This window comes from Streptomyces sp. NPDC048504 (genome assembly GCF_043200035.1).
In the GTDB taxonomy this organism is placed as follows: domain Bacteria; phylum Actinomycetota; class Actinomycetes; order Streptomycetales; family Streptomycetaceae; genus Streptomyces.
Genome location: NZ_JBICXA010000028.1, coordinates 36,805 through 53,459 on the forward strand (window position 1 = coordinate 36,805; position 16,655 = coordinate 53,459).

The 16,655-nt window shown below is 72.0% G+C and carries 15 protein-coding genes; 3 read left to right on the forward strand and 12 right to left on the reverse strand.

All coding sequences use genetic code 11. The features are described 5' to 3' along the window. Positions 1-63: 63 nt before the first annotated feature. From ACGFY9_RS46380 to rimP, 8 genes are all read right to left on the reverse strand, one after another. Complete coding sequence (locus tag ACGFY9_RS46380) at positions 64-3,996, reverse strand: trypsin-like peptidase domain-containing protein (protein WP_393764814.1); 3,933 nt, start codon at positions 3,994-3,996, stop codon at positions 64-66. A 267-nt stretch (positions 3,997-4,263) separates the two neighbouring features. Further along, on the reverse strand, positions 4,264-5,169 hold the full coding sequence (gene truB, locus ACGFY9_RS46385) for a tRNA pseudouridine(55) synthase TruB (RefSeq protein ID WP_393764816.1): 906 nt from the start codon (positions 5,167-5,169) through the stop codon (positions 4,264-4,266). Then, positions 5,166-5,615 (reverse strand): 30S ribosome-binding factor RbfA, encoded by a 450-nt coding sequence (gene rbfA / locus ACGFY9_RS46390; protein ID WP_033284958.1) that lies wholly within the window; start codon positions 5,613-5,615, stop codon positions 5,166-5,168. Before rbfA ends, truB begins: the two co-directional genes overlap by 4 nt. Positions 5,616-5,669: 54 nt before the next feature. Beyond that, positions 5,670-5,963 carry a DUF503 domain-containing protein gene (locus tag ACGFY9_RS46395; protein WP_393764818.1) on the reverse strand — a complete coding sequence of 98 codons (294 nt, stop codon included), beginning with the start codon at positions 5,961-5,963 and terminating at the stop codon, positions 5,670-5,672. A 136-nt stretch (positions 5,964-6,099) separates the two neighbouring features. Further along, complete coding sequence (infB, locus tag ACGFY9_RS46400) at positions 6,100-9,294, reverse strand: translation initiation factor IF-2 (RefSeq protein WP_393764820.1); 3,195 nt, start codon at positions 9,292-9,294, stop codon at positions 6,100-6,102. A gap of 146 nt (positions 9,295-9,440) precedes the next feature. Then, complete coding sequence (locus ACGFY9_RS46405; protein ID WP_078652706.1) at positions 9,441-9,719, reverse strand: YlxR family protein; 279 nt, start codon at positions 9,717-9,719, stop codon at positions 9,441-9,443. A gap of 90 nt (positions 9,720-9,809) precedes the next feature. Further along, positions 9,810-10,808 carry a transcription termination factor NusA gene (gene nusA, locus ACGFY9_RS46410; protein ID WP_033284955.1) on the reverse strand — a complete coding sequence of 333 codons (999 nt, stop codon included), beginning with the start codon at positions 10,806-10,808 and terminating at the stop codon, positions 9,810-9,812. A gap of 2 nt (positions 10,809-10,810) precedes the next feature. Then, complete coding sequence (rimP, locus tag ACGFY9_RS46415; RefSeq protein WP_393764823.1) at positions 10,811-11,335, reverse strand: ribosome maturation factor RimP; 525 nt, start codon at positions 11,333-11,335, stop codon at positions 10,811-10,813. Positions 11,336-11,642: 307 nt separating this feature from the next. Between rimP and ACGFY9_RS46420 the strand changes: the two genes are divergently transcribed. The 3 genes from ACGFY9_RS46420 to ACGFY9_RS46430 are packed head-to-tail and all read left to right on the forward strand — an operon-like array spanning position 11,643 to position 13,573. Continuing rightward, a complete protein-coding gene (locus ACGFY9_RS46420; protein WP_393764825.1) occupies positions 11,643-12,161 on the forward strand; it encodes a hypothetical protein in 519 nt (172 codons plus the stop codon). After that, on the forward strand, positions 12,158-12,622 hold the full coding sequence (locus ACGFY9_RS46425) for a ferritin-like domain-containing protein (protein ID WP_393764827.1): 465 nt from the start codon (positions 12,158-12,160) through the stop codon (positions 12,620-12,622). The genes ACGFY9_RS46420 and ACGFY9_RS46425 overlap by 4 nt, the downstream gene beginning before the upstream one ends. Before the next feature lie 51 nt (positions 12,623-12,673). Continuing rightward, positions 12,674-13,573 carry an aminoglycoside phosphotransferase family protein gene (locus ACGFY9_RS46430; protein ID WP_393764829.1) on the forward strand — a complete coding sequence of 300 codons (900 nt, stop codon included), beginning with the start codon at positions 12,674-12,676 and terminating at the stop codon, positions 13,571-13,573. 78 nt (positions 13,574-13,651) lie between these two features. On the opposite strand, the gene ACGFY9_RS46435 is transcribed toward ACGFY9_RS46430, so the two are convergent. From ACGFY9_RS46435 to ACGFY9_RS46450, 4 genes are read right to left on the reverse strand one after another with little or no spacing between them, the layout of a single operon-like run. Next, the gene (locus ACGFY9_RS46435; RefSeq protein ID WP_393764831.1) at positions 13,652-13,876 is read right to left on the reverse strand and encodes a ferredoxin; all 225 of its coding nucleotides are present in this window, start codon (positions 13,874-13,876) and stop codon (positions 13,652-13,654) included. 2 nt (positions 13,877-13,878) lie between these two features. Next, positions 13,879-15,102 (reverse strand): NADH-ubiquinone oxidoreductase-F iron-sulfur binding region domain-containing protein, encoded by a 1,224-nt coding sequence (locus ACGFY9_RS46440; RefSeq protein ID WP_393764833.1) that lies wholly within the window; start codon positions 15,100-15,102, stop codon positions 13,879-13,881. Next, positions 15,099-15,680 (reverse strand): ferric reductase-like transmembrane domain-containing protein, encoded by a 582-nt coding sequence (locus ACGFY9_RS46445; RefSeq protein WP_393764835.1) that lies wholly within the window; start codon positions 15,678-15,680, stop codon positions 15,099-15,101. The genes ACGFY9_RS46440 and ACGFY9_RS46445 overlap by 4 nt, the downstream gene beginning before the upstream one ends. Beyond that, positions 15,677-16,648 (reverse strand): FAD:protein FMN transferase, encoded by a 972-nt coding sequence (locus ACGFY9_RS46450; RefSeq protein ID WP_393764837.1) that lies wholly within the window; start codon positions 16,646-16,648, stop codon positions 15,677-15,679. The genes ACGFY9_RS46445 and ACGFY9_RS46450 overlap by 4 nt, the downstream gene beginning before the upstream one ends. Positions 16,649-16,655 lie beyond the last annotated feature (7 nt).

Here is a 16,655-nt window from a genome sequence, read left to right on the forward strand (position 1 = left end):
ATGCCGGGGGCCTCCGACCCGCATCGGCCTGGAGGCTGTGACCGGGCGCACGTACCGAGGCCGCTACGCGGGAACCCCCACCCCGGCCAGGTTCTCGATCATGCGCCGCGTACTGGGTCCGACGACCGCCGCCCAGTCCTCCGGGGTGTCGGCCAGCCAGCGGGCCATCAGGGCGGCGAAGCCGGGCACGTGGCGGCCCAGGTCGACGAGCCCGCGGTCGAAACGGGTCGCGCCCGCGGGGGTACGGACGAGCAGCCGGCCGGTGCGGTGGACGAGGTCGCGGATCTCGTCGTCGTCACGGCGGCCAGCCGTGTGCAGGAGCGCGTCCAGTACGGCGGGGTCGTGCTCGTGCGCGAGCAGGAACTCCAGGAGTTCGCGGCGCAGGGGGCGGGATGCCGGGGTGCCGGGGGCGGCGAGCACGCCCGCGAGGACCGTCCGCACCGACGCCGGGCCGGCGTCGAGGAGACCGGTGACCAGGGGGAACAGGATCGCGCGGACCGTGGGGCCGTGGTCGAGGCACCGGTCGACGTAGACGCCGAGGTACGCGGCCGTCTCCGGCCACCGTACGGCGGTCTCGCGCACCAGGGCGGCGGCCCGGCGCACGAGCGACGGGGTCGCCACGTCGGCGAGCGTGCGGACCGCCTCGCTCGCGTGCGGTCCGTGCAGCCGGGCGCGGAAGGCCTCCAGGACCGGTTCGGGGTGCGTGGTCAGCGCGGCGGCCAGCGCGCTCGGCGGGAACTGCGGGTCGCCGGACGCGAAGTGCCGTAGCGCCTGCGGGAGATGGCGGGTGCGGGTGTGCGGATCGCGGACGAGGAGGGCGAGCGCGCCGCCGTGCAGGGTGGAGTCGGCGGGGCGGGCCAGCAGGAACTCGGCCGCGTAGCGCAGGAGTTCACGGTCCGCCTCCGTCCGTACGTGCGGTGCGGCCCGCAGTCCGTACGCCACCGCCGCCACCCTGCGGGCCGGCCGCTCGTCGTGCGCCCACCGGTCCACGGCCCGACACACGGCCGACGGCTCCTCCTCGGCCAGTACGGCGAGGAGTTCGTCGGCCCGCCCGTGCGCACACCCGACGAGCACCTCCGTCAGGTCGTCCAGCGCCTGCCGCCGATGCGTGTGCAACAACGCCTGCGCGGCCGTCGCCACGGTCGCCTCCGGCATCGCGGGCAACGACCGCTCGTCGTCGAACCACCGGGTCAGCAGCGGCTGTACGGCGGCGGGGTCCGCGGCGAGCAACTCGGCGGCGGCGTCCAGGAATCGAGGCGGGGCGCTGTCCTGCGGGGGTCCGTCGGCGAGCACGAGACGCCGCAGCAACTCGAATCGCTCGGCGTGCGGCAGGTGCAGCGCGGTCCAGAACTCGGGCGCGAACTCCTTCGGTACGACCGCCTGTTGCTGCCTCCGTGCCACCAACTGGTCGGCCAGCAACCGCAGTACGTTGCCGTATGGCGTCGCGTCGGGCACCCTCAGCAGCACCTCGGCGAGCAGCCGTGCGGCCCACCAGGACTCCGGGTCGGCGTTCAGGGCGTGCGCCAACTCCTCCAGTCGCAGCGCCAGTTGGCGGGTGCCGTGTTGCCGGGCGAGGAGCAGCAGGGCCTGTACGACGGGGCCGATGCGGTGGTGCGGGACGGGGAGGGGATGCCCGGCCCGTGGGGTACGGGGTCGGTGCACCAGGGCACGCAGAGCCTCGTCCAGGTCGAGGTGCGTACCCTGGATCCAGTCGGCCAACTCCTCGTGGGTGAACCGGTATCCGGTACCGGCCGGCACGAGCAGCCCTTCGGTGAGTACGGCGGACGCCCACCCGGTACCGCCGGCGAGCCGCGCCGGTGCGGGCCCCCACGGGAACACCACCTCGAACGACTCCCGGTCCAACTCCCCCTGCCCCGGCCCGAGACTGCGCCGGGCCGCCTCGTGCACCTGCCCGGACACCTTCGCCGCGAGGCGCCGTACGACGGTTCCGCGCAGGCCGTTCTCTGCGGCTAGCCGGACCGCGATCCGGAGGCACATGAGGTCCAGGTAGGCGGCGAAAACGTCGTCCCGGTGGAGTTGGGCACCCGGGGTAGCGGGCAGCGCCGCGAGCACCTCTGAAAGGAGCCGGAGGGTGAGGGGGTGCCGGGCATCGGCGTCGGCGAGGGCGCCATCGGGAACGCCGTAGGCTGCGCGGGCTCGGCGGGCTTCATCCGGCCGCAGGTCTCCGAGGTGGACGCAGGCCGGCAGTACCGTCCTGGGGGCTGCGCCCCCAGACCCCCCATCGGCCTGAACGGCCTCGTCCTCAAACGCCGGACGGGCTGAGTGATGCCGGCCTGCACTGGGAGACCCGGGCGCTCCGAAGTCAACCGGATCGGCGTCGTCGGGCGCGGGCGCCCCGAACCGGACCCGACCACCGTCGTCGGACGGGGGCACCCCGAACGGAACCGACCCATCAGCGTCAGATGCGGACGCCCCGAACCGAACCGACCCGGCATCGGCACACGCAGGCGCCTCGGGCCGAAGCGAACCGCCATCGTCGGACGTCCGCACCCTGAGTTCACCCGACCCGACATCGTCACGCCCAGGCACCCCACCCCGACCCGAACCCGCCCCGTCAGCCCCACCCCCACCCGCACCAGAAACAACCCCGCCGTACAGCAACTCCCCCGAAAACCCCGCCCCTTCCCAGTACTCCGCCCGACACCCCACCACCAACCGCGCCCCGCTCTGCCGCAACCACTCCCCCGTCCCCCGGGTCCACTCGGCCAGCCGATGCGCCAGTACCGGCGGCATCTCCTCAGGCCCGTCGAGCAGCAACAGCAAGGGGCGCCCGGCGTCACGGGCAACCCGGGCCAGCCGCTCGGGACCGACATCGCCCAGGTCACCGAGGTCACCGGAGTCCCCCGGCGGCGAGACCGACGCGGCGACGATGCGTGCCGCCCGCTCCACAGTCCTGCGTGCCGCGTCCGCCACCGACGCGTCACCGTCCCGCAGATCGGCACCGCGCAGCCACAGCGTGGGAGCCGGTTCCGCACCTCCGTTGCGCCGTGCGGCGAGCGCCGCGAGTTCCGTCGTACGGCCGCTGCCCGGTGCCCCGACGAGCCCGAGCACGGCGGCCGGACTCTCGACGAACGCGGCGAACTCCCGTACCAGCGACGGCCGTTCAACCGGCTCTACCACACACGCACCGTCGCCGTCACGCCCGCGACCGACGAACCCCGCGAGCGCACCCAGCGGCCCGTCCGACCCCACCGAGGTGGCCGTCAGTTCCAGGACTCCCGCCAGATTGAGGTCGGCGCCGTACGCGGGCACGGTCGCCGAATTCCGTGCGAGGAGGTCGCCCAACAACCCCTCCCCACCTCCGGCTTGCCTCAGAGGCACCGCGAACCCCGTGTCCCGTTGCCCGGACTGCAACGCCGTACCCAGGACACCGATCACCGCTCCGGTCACCGCGTCGAGGACCGGGCCCCCGGCCGCTCCCCCGCCTAGCCGCAGCGCGTCCCGCCCCGCCGTACCGATCGCCAACTCCAGGGCGTCGTCGAGGAGATGGAAGCGGTCGGTGGCCGTGTAGGTCACGGAGGTCGCGCCCAAGAGGCGGGCCTCGCGCCAGCGGTCGGCGGCGACCCGGACGTAGGTGCCGGTCTCCACGCGGTCCCGGACGGTGACGGGGAGCGGGTCGACACCGAGGCCCTCGGTGCGGACGAGGGCGAGGTCGAGGGCGGGCAGGGGGGTCACCGCGTCGGCGGTCACGAGGCAGGTGCGGTCGCCGGCGGCGTGCAGGACCAGGCGGGGCAGTCCGTCGACCGCCTCGTGGCTGGTGATCACCGTGCCGTGGTGGTCGGCGACGAAGCCGGTCCCGCGCGGACGCCCGGCGAGGTCGCGGATGCGCACCAAGGACTCATCACCGGCGGCGGGCGCGGCACCTGGCGCGTCATCACCATCAACAGCCGACATGGCAGCCCGCGTTGATCGCTCCGCCCGTGCGTCTTCCCGCGTCCGACGGCCGCCGTCCGTCCGCGGGCCACGTCCCGCCATGGTCGAACCTCCCCGCCGTACCCGTGCCCTGTGTTCGACGGTAGGCGTGACGTGATCAGCGGGACAGATCGCGTGGTGAAAGCGCCCCCTTCCGCTCCCTCGGTTCACTCCGAGCGCCTGCCCGGACGGGTGAATAGAAGCGGAGGGTTGGATACACCCTAGGGGTGGGGGAACCGAGGGGGGACCGTGGAGCGGTGGGAACGTAGACCCCGTGACCGCCGCTCCACGGGCGGGACTTGAGATCCCGCCCCGCCCGGGGAGCGTTTCTCAGGCGAAGACCGCGAGGCTCTTCGCCTTGCCCTTCTGTTCCTCCACGAGTGCCAGGAAGCGGCCCTCGGGGTCGAAGACGCCGACCGCGCCGGCGCCCGTGTACTCCTCGGGGATGTCCAGGCGAACGCCGTTGAGCAGCAGCTTCGCCCGCCTGCTGTCCACGGACCAGCGCGGGAACGCGGCCTCGGCGGCTTCGGCGATCGGCATCACGGTCAGCTCTTCCTGGAGCTGGTCCAGGGTCTTGGCCGTGTCCAGCTTGTACGGGCCGACGCGGGTGCGGCGCAGGGCGGTCAGATGGCCCCCCACGCCGAGGTCCTCGCCCAGGTCGCGGGCCAGGGCCCGGATGTAGGTGCCGGACGAGCAGACCACCGAGACCACCAGGTCCAGGACGGGGGTGCCGTCCTCGGCCACCGCGTCCCGGACGTCGTGGACCGCGAAGGAGGAAATGGTGACGGGGCGGGCGGGGATCTCGAAGTCCTCGCCGTCGCGGGCCCGTTTGTACGAGCGCACGCCGTCGATCTTGATGGCGCTGACCTTGGACGGGACCTGCATGATCTCGCCGCTGAGCTTGGCGATCCCGGCGTCGACGGCGTCCCGGGTGACCTTCGAGGCGTCTGCCGACCCCGTGATCTCGCCCTCGGCGTCGTCGGTCAGGGTGCTCTGGCCCAGGCGGATCGTGCCCAGGTACTCCTTCTCCGTGAGGGCGAGGTGGCCCAGGAGCTTTGTCGCCTTCTCGACACCGAGGACGAGCACGCCCGTCGCCATGGGGTCGAGGGTGCCTGCGTGCCCGACGCGGCGGGTGCGGGCGATGCCGCGCATCTTGGCGACCACGTCGTGCGAGGTGAAGCCCGACGGCTTGTCCACGATGACAAGGCCGTCGGGCGTCCGGGTTTTCTCGGTCATTCGGAGGCGTCGTCCTCGTCGTCCTCGCCGGGCTTCTTGTACGGGTCCGCGTCGCCCGCGTAGGCGGCGCCCGCCGAGACCTCGCGGACCTTCTCGTCGGACTGCCGTGCCTTGTCGAGGAGGTCCTCGATGGTCTTGGCGGTGTCCGGGAGGGCGTCCGCGACGAAGGTGAGGGTGGGCGTGAACTTCACGCCGGCCGCGGCGCCGACCGCGGAGCGCAGGACGCCCCGGGCGCTCTCCAGGCCGGCCGCCGCCTCGGCTCGCGCCTCGTCGTCGCCGTAGACCGTGTAGAAGACGGTCGCCTCCCGCAGGTCGCCCGTGACGCGGGTGTCCGTGATGGTGACGTGGGTGCCGAGCCGGGGGTCCTTGATCCCGCGCTGGAGCTTCTGGGCCACCACCTCTCGGATGAGGTCCGCCAGCCTCTTGGCACGCGCGTTGTCGGCCACTGGTCCGTCTCCTTAGTAACTACGTCGTGCTGCAACTACGTCTTGCTGCTTGCTTCAGTCTTCGTCGCTGTGGAGTCTGCGTCGAACGGAGAGCAGTTCCACCTCGGGCCGCGCGGCGACGAGTCGCTCGCAGCGGTCCAGTACGTCGGTGAGGTGTTCCGTGTCCCCGGAGACCACCGCGAGCCCGATCTCGGCCCTGCGATGGAGGTCCTGACTGCCCGTCTCGGCCGCGCTCACCGCGTACTTGCGCTGGAGTTCGGCCACGATCGGACGGACGAGAGAGCGTTTCTCCTTCAGCGAGTGGACGTCGCCGAGGAGCAGGTCGAAGGACAGAGTCCCCACATACATGTGTGTCCGGATGTCCCGCCGGTTCGGGGTATGGGCGCCGGTCTCGGACGCCGATACTGGAACCGTACACGCAACGGCCGGGGCCGATCGACGGAAATTCTCTCCGCCGACCGGCCCCGATCGCGTGCTGTGTCGATCAGCCGCGAGGCTTCTCGCGCATCTCGTACGTCGCGATGACGTCGTCGACCTTGATGTCGTTGAAGTTGCCGAGGTTGATACCGCCCTCGAACCCTTCGCGGATCTCGGTGACGTCGTCCTTGAAGCGACGCAGACCGGAGATGGTGAGGCTCTCCGCGATGACCTTGCCGTCGCGGACGAGGCGCGCCTTGGTGTTGCGCTTGACCTCTCCGGAGCGGACCAGGACACCGGCGATGTTGCCCAGCTTGGACGACTTGAAGACCTCGCGGATCTCCGCCGTGCCGAGCTCGACCTCCTCGTACTCCGGCTTGAGCATGCCCTTGAGGGCCGCCTCGATCTCCTCGATGGCCTGGTAGATCACCGAGTAGTACCGGACGTCGACGCCCTCGCGCTCCGCCATCTGCGCCGCTCGGCCCGCTGCGCGGACGTTGAAGCCGATGACGATCGCGTCGGAGCCGGTCGCCAGGTCGATGTCCGACTCGGTGACCGCACCCACGCCGCGGTGCAGGACGCGGATGTCGACCTCGTCGCCGACGTCGAGCTGGAGCAGCGAGGACTCGAGAGCCTCCACCGAACCGGACGCGTCGCCCTTGATGATGAGGTTGAGTTCCTGCACCAGACCGGCCTTGAGGGCCTCGTCCAGGTTCTCCAGGGAGAACCGGACTCCACGCCGGGCGAAGTTGGCGTTGCGCTCGCGCGCCGCGCGCTTCTCGGCGATCTGACGTGCCGTGCGGTCCTCGTCGACGACGAGGAAGTTGTCGCCGGCGCCCGGGACGTTGGTGAGTCCGAGGACGAGGACCGGGGTCGAGGGACCCGCCTCTTCCACGTTGTCGCCCTTGTCGTCGAGCATCGCGCGGACACGGCCGTACGCGTCGCCGACCACCATGGTGTCGCCGACCCGCAGGGTGCCTCGCTGGACCAGGACGGTCGCGACGGCGCCGCGGCCGCGGTCGAGGTGGGACTCGATCGCGATGCCCTGCGCATCCTGCTCCGGGTTGGCCCGCAGGTCGAGCGAGGCATCCGCGGTGAGGACCACGGCCTCCAGCAGGCTCTCGATGTTGAGGCCCTGCTTGGCGGAGATGTCGACGAACATCGTGTCGCCGCCGTACTCCTCGGCCACCAGACCGAACTCGGTGAGCTGACCGCGCACCTTGGTCGGGTCGGCACCCTCGACGTCGATCTTGTTGACCGCGACCACGATCGGCACGTCGGCCGCCTTGGCGTGGTTCAACGCCTCGATCGTCTGGGGCATCACACCGTCGTTGGCCGCCACCACGAGGATCGCGATGTCGGTCGACTTGGCACCACGGGCACGCATGGCGGTGAACGCCTCGTGACCCGGGGTGTCGATGAAGGTGATGCGACGCTCTTCGCCGTTGACCTCGGTCGCGACCTGGTACGCACCGATGTGCTGCGTGATACCGCCGGCCTCGCCCGCGACGACGTTCGTCTTGCGGATGGTGTCCAGCAGTCGGGTCTTACCGTGGTCGACGTGACCCATGACGGTCACGACCGGCGGACGCGCGACGAGGAACTCCTCGCCACCCTCGTCCTCGCCGAACTCGATGTCGAAGGACTCCAGGAGCTCGCGGTCCTCCTCCTCCGGGCTGACGATCTCCAGGACGAAGTTCATCTCGTCCGCGAGGAGCTTCAGCGTCTCGTCGGAGACGGACTGCGTGGCAGTGACCATCTCGCCGAGGTTCATCATCACGCCGACGAGCGACGCCGGGTTGGCGTTGATCTTCTCGGCGAAGTCGGTGAGGGACGCACCGCGCGACAGACGGACGGACTGTCCGTTGCCACGAGGCAGCATCACACCGCCGACCGACGGGGCCTGCATGGCCTCGTACTCCTGGCGCCTCTGCCGCTTCGACTTGCGACCACGACGCGCGGGACCACCGGGACGGCCGAAGGCGCCCTGTGTGCCACCACGGCCACCCGGGCCACCGGGACGACCGCCGAAGCCGGGACGGCCACCGCCGCCACCGGCGGGAGCACCCGGACGGCCGGCGAAACCGCCGCCACCGCCACCGGGACCCGCGGGACGACCGGCGAAACCGCCACCGCCGCCACCCGGACGACCGGCGAAACCGCCGCCGCCACCGGGACGACCGCCGCCGCCGGGACCGCCGGGACGACCGCCGCCGGCACCGGGACCACGGCCACCGGGGCCGCCACCGGGACGCGGGCTACTGCCCGCAGCGGGACGCTGCGGCATCATGCCGGGGTTCGGACGGTTGCCACCGGGGCCACCGCCGGGACGCGGAGCGCCGCCCTGCGGGCGGGGCATGCCGCCCGGGCTCGGCCGCGCGCCGCCGGGAGCACCCGGACGGGCACCACCCGAAGCGCCCTGGGGACGAGGACCGCCCTGACCGGCACCCTGCGGACGCGGAGCGCCGCCGGGAGCACCACCGGGACGGTCCTGACCGCCGGGACGCGGGGCACCGGGACGGGGAGCCCCGGGGCGCGCCATGCCGGTGGAACCACCGGAGGTGAACGGGTTGTTGCCCGGACGGGGACCGGCCGGACGAGCACCGGGGCGTGCGCCAGGGCCGCCATGGCCTCCGGCCGGTCGGGGTGCGCCGGGACGGTCACCGCCACGCTCGGGACGGTCGCCACGACCCTGGCCGCCCTGGCCGGGACCGGCCGGACGGGCACCGCCCGGACGGGGAGCCTGGCTCGCCGGACGCGGGGCGCCCGGACGCGGGGCAGAATTGGAACCGCCGTTGGAGGCAGGCGCGGCCGGAGCCGCGGGAGCCGCCGGGGGGGCGGTGAACTCGGGCGTGGTCGGCGCCGGCGAGGCCGGGGCCGGACGCGGCGCGGGGCGCGGGCCCGGACGGGGACCACCGGCGGAGGCCGGTGCGGCGGGCGCGGCCGGGGCTGCGGGAGCCGCGGGGGCGCTCTCGGCGACGGCCGGCTTCGGGGCCGGCGGGCGCGGGGCGGCAGGACCCGGACGGGCACCCTGCGCCGGAGAGGGGGCACCCGGACGAGCCGGGGCAGCCTTGCGTGCGGGGGCGGGCTTGCCGCCTCCGTTGCCCTGCTGGAGGGCGTCTGTCAGCTTGCGTACAACGGGCGCCTCGATCGTCGAGGACGCCGAACGGACGAATTCACCGAGTTCTTGGAGCTTGGCCATGACGACCTTGCTCTCCACCCCGAACTCCTTGGCGAGTTCGTATACCCGGACCTTAGCCACTTCGCTCCTTTTAGGTCCGGGTGCGTCCGGACCGTCGCTACTTCATGGGCGTACTCATCGCGTGCTCATCGAGTGCTCATCGCAATCTCGACCTACTTCCAACTCGCGGAATACCGGGCCGCACGGAGGTTCCGTACGACTCGCTCTTACTGTGTCGCCTGCTCGACGTAGAGGCGCAACGCCTTTGTGTCGAGCGCTCCCTGGGCACGCAGCGCCCGTGGGAACGCCCGGCGGCGTACCGCCAGGTCGAGACAGACCAGGGCGGGGTGCAGATACGCGCCCCGGCCGGGCAGCGTACCGCGATGATCGGGAGCGCATTCGCCCTCGACCGCCACGATCCGCAGCAGTTCCTTCTTGGCCGCTCGCTCCCGGCACCCCACACAGGTGCGTTCAGGGCATGCGCGGGCTCGCGTCCGGCCAGACACTGCTAAGTCTACCTCCCCGCACCGACCTCACCCCTTCGGGGGAAGAATCGAACGGTTGTTGTCGTGATCTAAGCCACTCGCGGCCGAGATCTATTCCCCTGCCTGGTCGGACGGCTGTTCGGTGTCCGGACGGATATCGATGCGCCACCCCGTCAGCCGGGCCGCAAGCCGGGCATTCTGCCCTTCCTTGCCGATCGCCAGGGACAGCTGGTAGTCCGGCACCGTCACGCGCGCGGAGCGGGCCGCGAGGTCGACCACCTCGACCTTGGAGACCCGCGCCGGGGAGAGCGCGTTGGCGACCATCTCGGCCGGGTCGTCCGACCAGTCGACGATGTCGATCTTCTCGCCGCTCAGCTCGCCCATCACCGCGCGCACCCGGCCGCCCATGGGGCCGATGCAGGCGCCCTTGGCGTTCAGACCGCTGCGGGTGGAGCGGACGGCGATCTTCGTACGGTGGCCGGCCTCGCGCGCGATGGCGGCGATCTCCACCGACCCGTCGGCGATCTCCGGCACCTCCATGGCGAACAGCTTCTTCACCAGATTGGGATGCGTGCGGGACAGCGTCACAGACGGACCGCGCACACCCTTCGCCACCCGGACGACGTACGACCTCAGGCGCATGCCGTGCGGGTACGTCTCGCCGGGGACCTGCTCCTGCACCGGCAGGATGGCCTCCAGCTTGCCGATGTCGACGAGCACGTTCTTCGGGTCGCGGCCCTGCTGGACGACTCCGGTGACGATGTCGCCCTCGCGGCCCGCGTACTCGCCGAGCGTCGCGTCGTCCTGCGCGTCCCGCAGGCGCTGCAGGATGACCTGCTTGGCGGTGGTGGCGGCGATCCGGCCGAAGTCGGACGGGGTGTCGTCGAACTCGCGCGCCTCCTGCCCCTCCTCCAGGTCCTCGGGGTCCTCCTTCGCCCACACGGTCACATGACCGGTCTCCCGGTCGAGCTTCACGCGCGCGTGGCGGCGGCTTCCCTCGGTGCGGTGGTAGGCGATGAGGAGCGCCGACTCGATCGCCTCGACCAGCAGGTCGAAGGAGATCTCCTTCTCCCGCACCAAGCCCCGCAGGGCACTCATGTCGATGTCCACGGCTACGCCTCCTCTGCGTTCTCTTCGTTGTCTTCGATGTCGTCGTTCTTGTTCTTGCGGTTGAACTCGACCTGCACGCGGGCCTTGACGACGTCCGCGAAGGCGAGCCGCTTGGCGGTGGGCTTGCGCCCCTTCACGCCGGGCACTTCCACGTCGATGCCGTCGTCGTCCACGGCGATGATCCGGGCGACCAGCTCACCGCTCTCGGCCAGCTGGAACTTCACCAGCCGGTCGGTGGCACGTACGTAGTGACGGTGTTCGGTGAGCTCTCGCTCGGCGCCGGGGGTCCCGACCTCCAGGGTGTATTCGCCGGCACCCATCGCGTCGGTCTCGTCGAGCTTCGCCGAGAGCGCGCGGCTCACATCGGCGATCTGGTCCAGATCGGCACCGGAGTCGGAGTCGACGACCACGCGGAGCACCCGCTTGCGTCCGACGGAATCCACCGCGACCTCTTCGAGATCGAGTCCCTGGGAGCCGACGAGCGGTTCCAGCAGTTCTCGCAGCCTCTCGCTCTGGGTCGTGCTCATCCGGGTGACTCCTCGGCCGCGTGTGCTGTTGTGGGTAGGGCGCGTGTCTGGTCAAAGGGTATCCGGTCCCGGGGTGTGTTGCCGTCCACGTGTACCTCCGGTGGTGGCGCGGGGCGCCTTTGGGCTCGGGTGGTTGACGTGGTCGGGCGGGTGCGGGTCGGTGGGGGCTTGTCGCGCCGTTCCCCGCGCCCCTTGGGCAAGCGTACGAGCCGGTGACATACGTCGGGGGCGTCCGCGGGTACCGTGATCACGGGCGCGCTGCCCTTGCCGTCATTCCGTTCGTACGAGCCCCCCGAGGACGTCTGCCGTGCCGTTCCCCTCACCTCCGCGCACCCTCGTCGGGCCGCGCAGAAGGAGCCTGCTCGCCTCGGCCGCCGGAGCCGCTCTCCTGGTGGGCTGTTCCACCGACGGGGACGACTCCGGGACCACGGGCGGCAGCGAGTCGGCCGCCGAACACGCACGCGCGCGTGCGGCCGCCGACAGCGAGACCCTCCTCCAGCGCTACGACGCGGCACTCGCCGCACACCCGACGCTGGCGGACCGCCTGGACCCGCTGCGGGCGGAGGTCGTGAGGCATGCGGCGGCCTTCGGCGGCAGCAGCTCGACACCGTCCGCTACGGCCACTGCCTCACCGTCGGCTTCGGCCACGGCCGTACCCGCCACCCCGAGCGACACCCTCGCCGGTCTGGCCGCCACCGAGCGGGCTCTCGCCGACCGGCGGGCCAAGTCGCTGCTCGATCTGCCCGGCGAACTGGCCCGGCTGCTGGCCTCGGTGGCCGCAGCGGGTGCCGCGCACGCGTATCTGCTGACGGAGGGTGCCAAGTGAGCGAGGAGAAGGCCGCGGAACTGACCGCGCTGCAGGCCGCGTTGGCCGCCGAGCACGCGGCGGTGTACGGCTACGGCGTCGTCGGCGGGCGTATCCGCGAGGGCCGGCGGACCGAGGCCAAGGCGGCCTACGACGCCCACCGGGCCCGGCGCGACGCGCTGGTCCGCGCGGTGCGGGACCTGGGCGGCACGCCCGTGGCCGCGTCCGCCGCGTACGCGCTGCCGTTCCCGGTGCCGGACTCGACGGCGGCCGTACTGCTCGCCGCGGAGCTGGAGGAGCGGGTGGCCGGTGTCTACTCCGACCTCGTGCGGGCGTCGACGGACGGGGTGCGCGGTACGGCCGCGGAGGCGCTGCGGGAAGCGGCGGTCCGCGCGGTGCGCTGGCGCGGCGGGAGCGTACCCTTCCCTGGTCTCGCCGAGCGGGCCGCGACCCCCACGGCCTCGGCGACACCCACGGCGTGATCCGCACCGGGACGCAACACCGCAGGACCGTAGGAAGGGAACAACTCGCGCATGGCTTTCGAACCGCCGCAGCGTCTGGTGAGGGCGCTCGGGGAGACGGCACCGAGTGGTGACGACTGGTTGGAGAAGCTGCCCGAGGTGGCTCAACAGGCCGTTGATCTACGCGAGTTGACTGTGGAGCGGGTGCAGGTTCCCGGCGGGCGCAGCAGTTTGGTCGTGCTGGTGCGGCGGGCCGATGGGACCCCGGCCGTGTTGAAGCTGGCCCCGCGTCGGGCCCGCCCGGAGAGTGAGCGGGCCGCGCTCGCGCGGTGGGGTGGGCTGGGTGCCGTGCAGCTTGTCGAGCCGTTCGCCGCCGAGGGTGTGCTCGTGCTGGAGCGGTTGCAGCCTGATGTGTCGGTGCGGTCGTTGCCGGAGGCCAGGGCCTTGTTGGAGGCGGCGGGGACCTTGCGGCGGTTGTGGGTGGAGCCGCCTGCCGATCATGCGTTTGAGACTGTGGCCGAGCGGACGGGGCGGCAGGCTCTGGTCATGCGGGACAGCGGTAGCGGTGGGGCTGAGGTTGCCTCGTTGGTCTCGGCCGCGTTGGAGGCTCGGGAGGCGTTGTTGGCTGCGCCGCCTGAGGTTCGGTTGCTGCACGGTACGTTTCGGCAGAGCAAGGTGTTGGCTGCTGAGCGGGTGCCGTGGCTTGCGGTGGGGCCGGATCCGGTTGTGGGTGAGTGTGCGTTTGATCTGGCTCGGTTGGTTCGGGATCGGGTCGAGGATTTGATCGCTACGCCTTCGGGGGCTTCTACAACTCGGCGGCGGATCAAGCGACTTGCTGAGTCTTTGGATGTGGATCAGGAGCGGTTGCGGGGGTGGACGTTGTTCCGGGCTGTGGAGTCTGGGGTGCGGGCACTGCGCGTGGGGCGGCCTCGGGATGCTGAGTTGTTGCTGGAATTTGCCGGGTGGCTTTAGGTCTCGTTTTTGTCTGCGGGTGCGTGGGGGCTGGTCGCGCCCCGCGGCGGAGCCGCATATCGATACAGCCCCGCGCCCCTAAAGGGGCGCTCCCCTCGTCGTCAATTTCAAGGCCAGCACGGGACAGTCCGACGCTGCTCTGCGGGCTCGTTTCAGGGTGCGGGGCGGGATCGGGGTGCCGTCCGTCAGGGGATAGCCCCACTCGTCCAGGGTGATGTGGTCGGGGAGCAACTCGGCGCACAAGCCATGTCCCTGGCACGCCGTCCAGTCGATGTCGATCTTCTGGTGCGTCTTCTGGTCCATGGTCAGTGGGCCTCGTTCGGGATCGGGAGCAAGGGGGTGGGGTCGCTCGCGGTGCACAAACCCCTTGCGTGGGCGTCCAGTTCGGCCGCGAAAGTAGTAAGTGCGCTGCGGACCAGGCGGGCCGTGCCGTCGGGGTGGTGGCAGGCGCCTCGGCCCTCTACCAGGCCGGACCAACGGGACACGTCCTGGCGGGTGTTGGTCTGGGGGCCGGGGGTGGCCAGGGTCTGGAAGGCGGAGGCTATGCGCGGGAGGCCGTTGAGGCAGGGGCCGCACTGGCCTGCCGATTGCAGGGCCAAGTAGCGGAGAACGCGGGCGGTTTCGGCTACGCCGCAACGGTCGGCCGGGAGTGCGGCCAGGACGCCCGCTCCCAAGTCGCCTGCGTCCAGCGCGCGTTGGGCTGCCTCGTGGGTCGGGAGCCAGGTGCCGTGGTAGCCGCCCACCAGTACCGCGGAGGTTCCCTGCAGGGGGAGCAGCCGGTTCAGGGGGAGGCCGAACGGGGCTTCCACCACCCGGACTTCGCGGCCCGGGACGTGCAGGGTGCATAGGGTGCTGCCCGGCTGGGCTGGGGTGCCGGCGCTGCGGAACCAGTCGGCGCCGTAGCGGGCGACCAGGGCCAGGTGGGCCAGGGTTTCCACGTTCTGGATGAGGGTGGGGGCGCGGTTCACCCCGCGTTCGCGGACCGGCGGGTGCTGGTGGCGGGGCAACGGGGTGTTTCCGGAGACGTATTGCGCGAGTGCCGATGCCTGGCCGGACAGGAAGCGTTTGGGCAGGCGGGCGATCTGTACGGGGAGGGGGTCGTTGCGTTGGGCCAGGGCCGACTCCAGGTAGGACGCGCCGTCCTCCACCGCCAGGTGGACCTCGCCCGCGCCCACCGCCCGTGCCGCCAACTGCAGCCCGTCCAGGACCAGATGGGGCGACAGACGGAGCAGCGTCTTGTCCTTGCGGCTGGCCGGTTCACCCTCCGCGCCGTTCGCCACGACCACGGGTGCGCGGCCCGTACGGCGGCTCGCGTCGGCCACCGCGACGAGTTTGCGGTACGTCGGGAACGCGGCGCCTCCGCGGCCGGTGAGGCCGGACTCGGCGACCGTTCTGAGGAGCGTGTCGGGATCTCCGTACGACAGTGGGCCGTAGCGGAGTTCGTGGGTGGAGAGGTCGGCCGCGGTGCCGCCGGGGGCGAGGAGGCGGGGGGACATGTAGACGTCGGTGAAGGTCGTGGTCGTGGTCATGAACGGGCTCCTTCTGCTGTGCGGAGCAGGGCTGCGGGGGTGCGGCGGGAATCCCGGGCCGAGTGGGCCAGGCGGACGCCGAAGGCGGCTACCACGGCGGCCACGCAGGACACGGTCAGCCAGGTCATCCAGTCGGTGCCGGTGTCCGTGCCGATGCCGATGCCGTGGATCAGGGCGACCGGCCAGGAGGCGTACGCGAGCCAGTGGAGCGCCCGCCAGGTGCGGTGTCCGATGCGTTCCCTGAGGAGGCTGGTGACCAGGACCGCGAGCATCAGGTCGAAGGCGACCGTGCCGAGGCCGAGCCAGAGCGGCTCGTAGTCGGAGACGAAGGGGACGACCGCGTCGGCGACGGTGATGTTCACGTATCCGTCGATCACCGCCATCGCGATGTGCAGGGCCAGGAAGGCGGTCGCGGAGAGGGAGAGGGTGCGGTGCAGGTTCACCGTGCCGAAGCGGGGCAGGCCGGGGAGCCGGGTGCGCAGCCGGACCGCGATGCCGAGCAGGACCACGATCGTGAACAGGACGAGGCAGACGGCTCCGGTGGCGCGGTTGGCGTACCAGAGGATCTCGGAGCTCATACGGCGGCCGCCGGATGCGTGGGCCAGCCCGGGGTCGTGACGACCGTGCCGTCCTGCGCGACCAGGCGCGCGGGGAGGCCCAGGCGCGTCAACCAGCGTTCCGCGCCCGCCCCCTTGACCAGGCACGCTGTGCTCGCCGCGTTGGCGTCGGCGCTCGTCGCGGCGGCGACCGAGACAGTGCGCCAGGGGCTGCGGACGGGGAGGCCGGTGCGCGGGTCGACGATGTGGTGCAGCTCGTAGCCGCCCCGGCGCCAGCGGCGGGCCGCCGTGCCCGAGGTGGCCAGGCCGCCGGAGCGCAGGCCGATCGTGGCGTACGTGCCGTGCGCGGGCGTCTCGTCGACGGAGCCGGTGACGTCCTGGACGCGGATGTTCCAGCCGCCGGCCGGGGGCTCGCCCGCGACCGCCGTGTCGCCGCCGAGGCTCACCAGGACTCCGCAGCCGGCCACTTGGGCGAGCATCGCGGCGGCCTTGTCGGCGGCCCAGGCCTTCGCCGTGGCGCCGAGGTCCAGGCGGACGCCGGCCGGGACGGTGACCGTGCCCGTCGTACGGTCCAGGTCGATCGTGCGCCAGCCCGGTGCGCGCTTCACGGTGAGCCGGATCGGGCGGTCGTCCTCCTGGACGAGGGTGAAGTCGCGGTCGTAGCCGATGGCGTTCATGGCCGAGCCGACCGTCGGGTCGACCGCGCCGTCCGTCGCCTCGGCGGCGCGCAGCGCGACCGCCAACGCCTCGGCGAGCAGCGGGCTGACGGTGACCGGGCGGCCCAACGAGGCGTCGAGCGCGGCCAGTTCGGAGTCGGTACGGAACCGGCTGCACGCCGCGTCGACCTCGGCGAGGTGCCGGGCGAGGAGCAGGTTGCAGGAGTCCAGCAGGGCCGGGTCGGTGACGACCAGCCGAACGCTGGTCCCGAGGGCACGCCAGTCGGCGGCGGCCGTGGTGCGCAGGGGCGCGGTGCTCGTACGTGTGCTCATCACGACG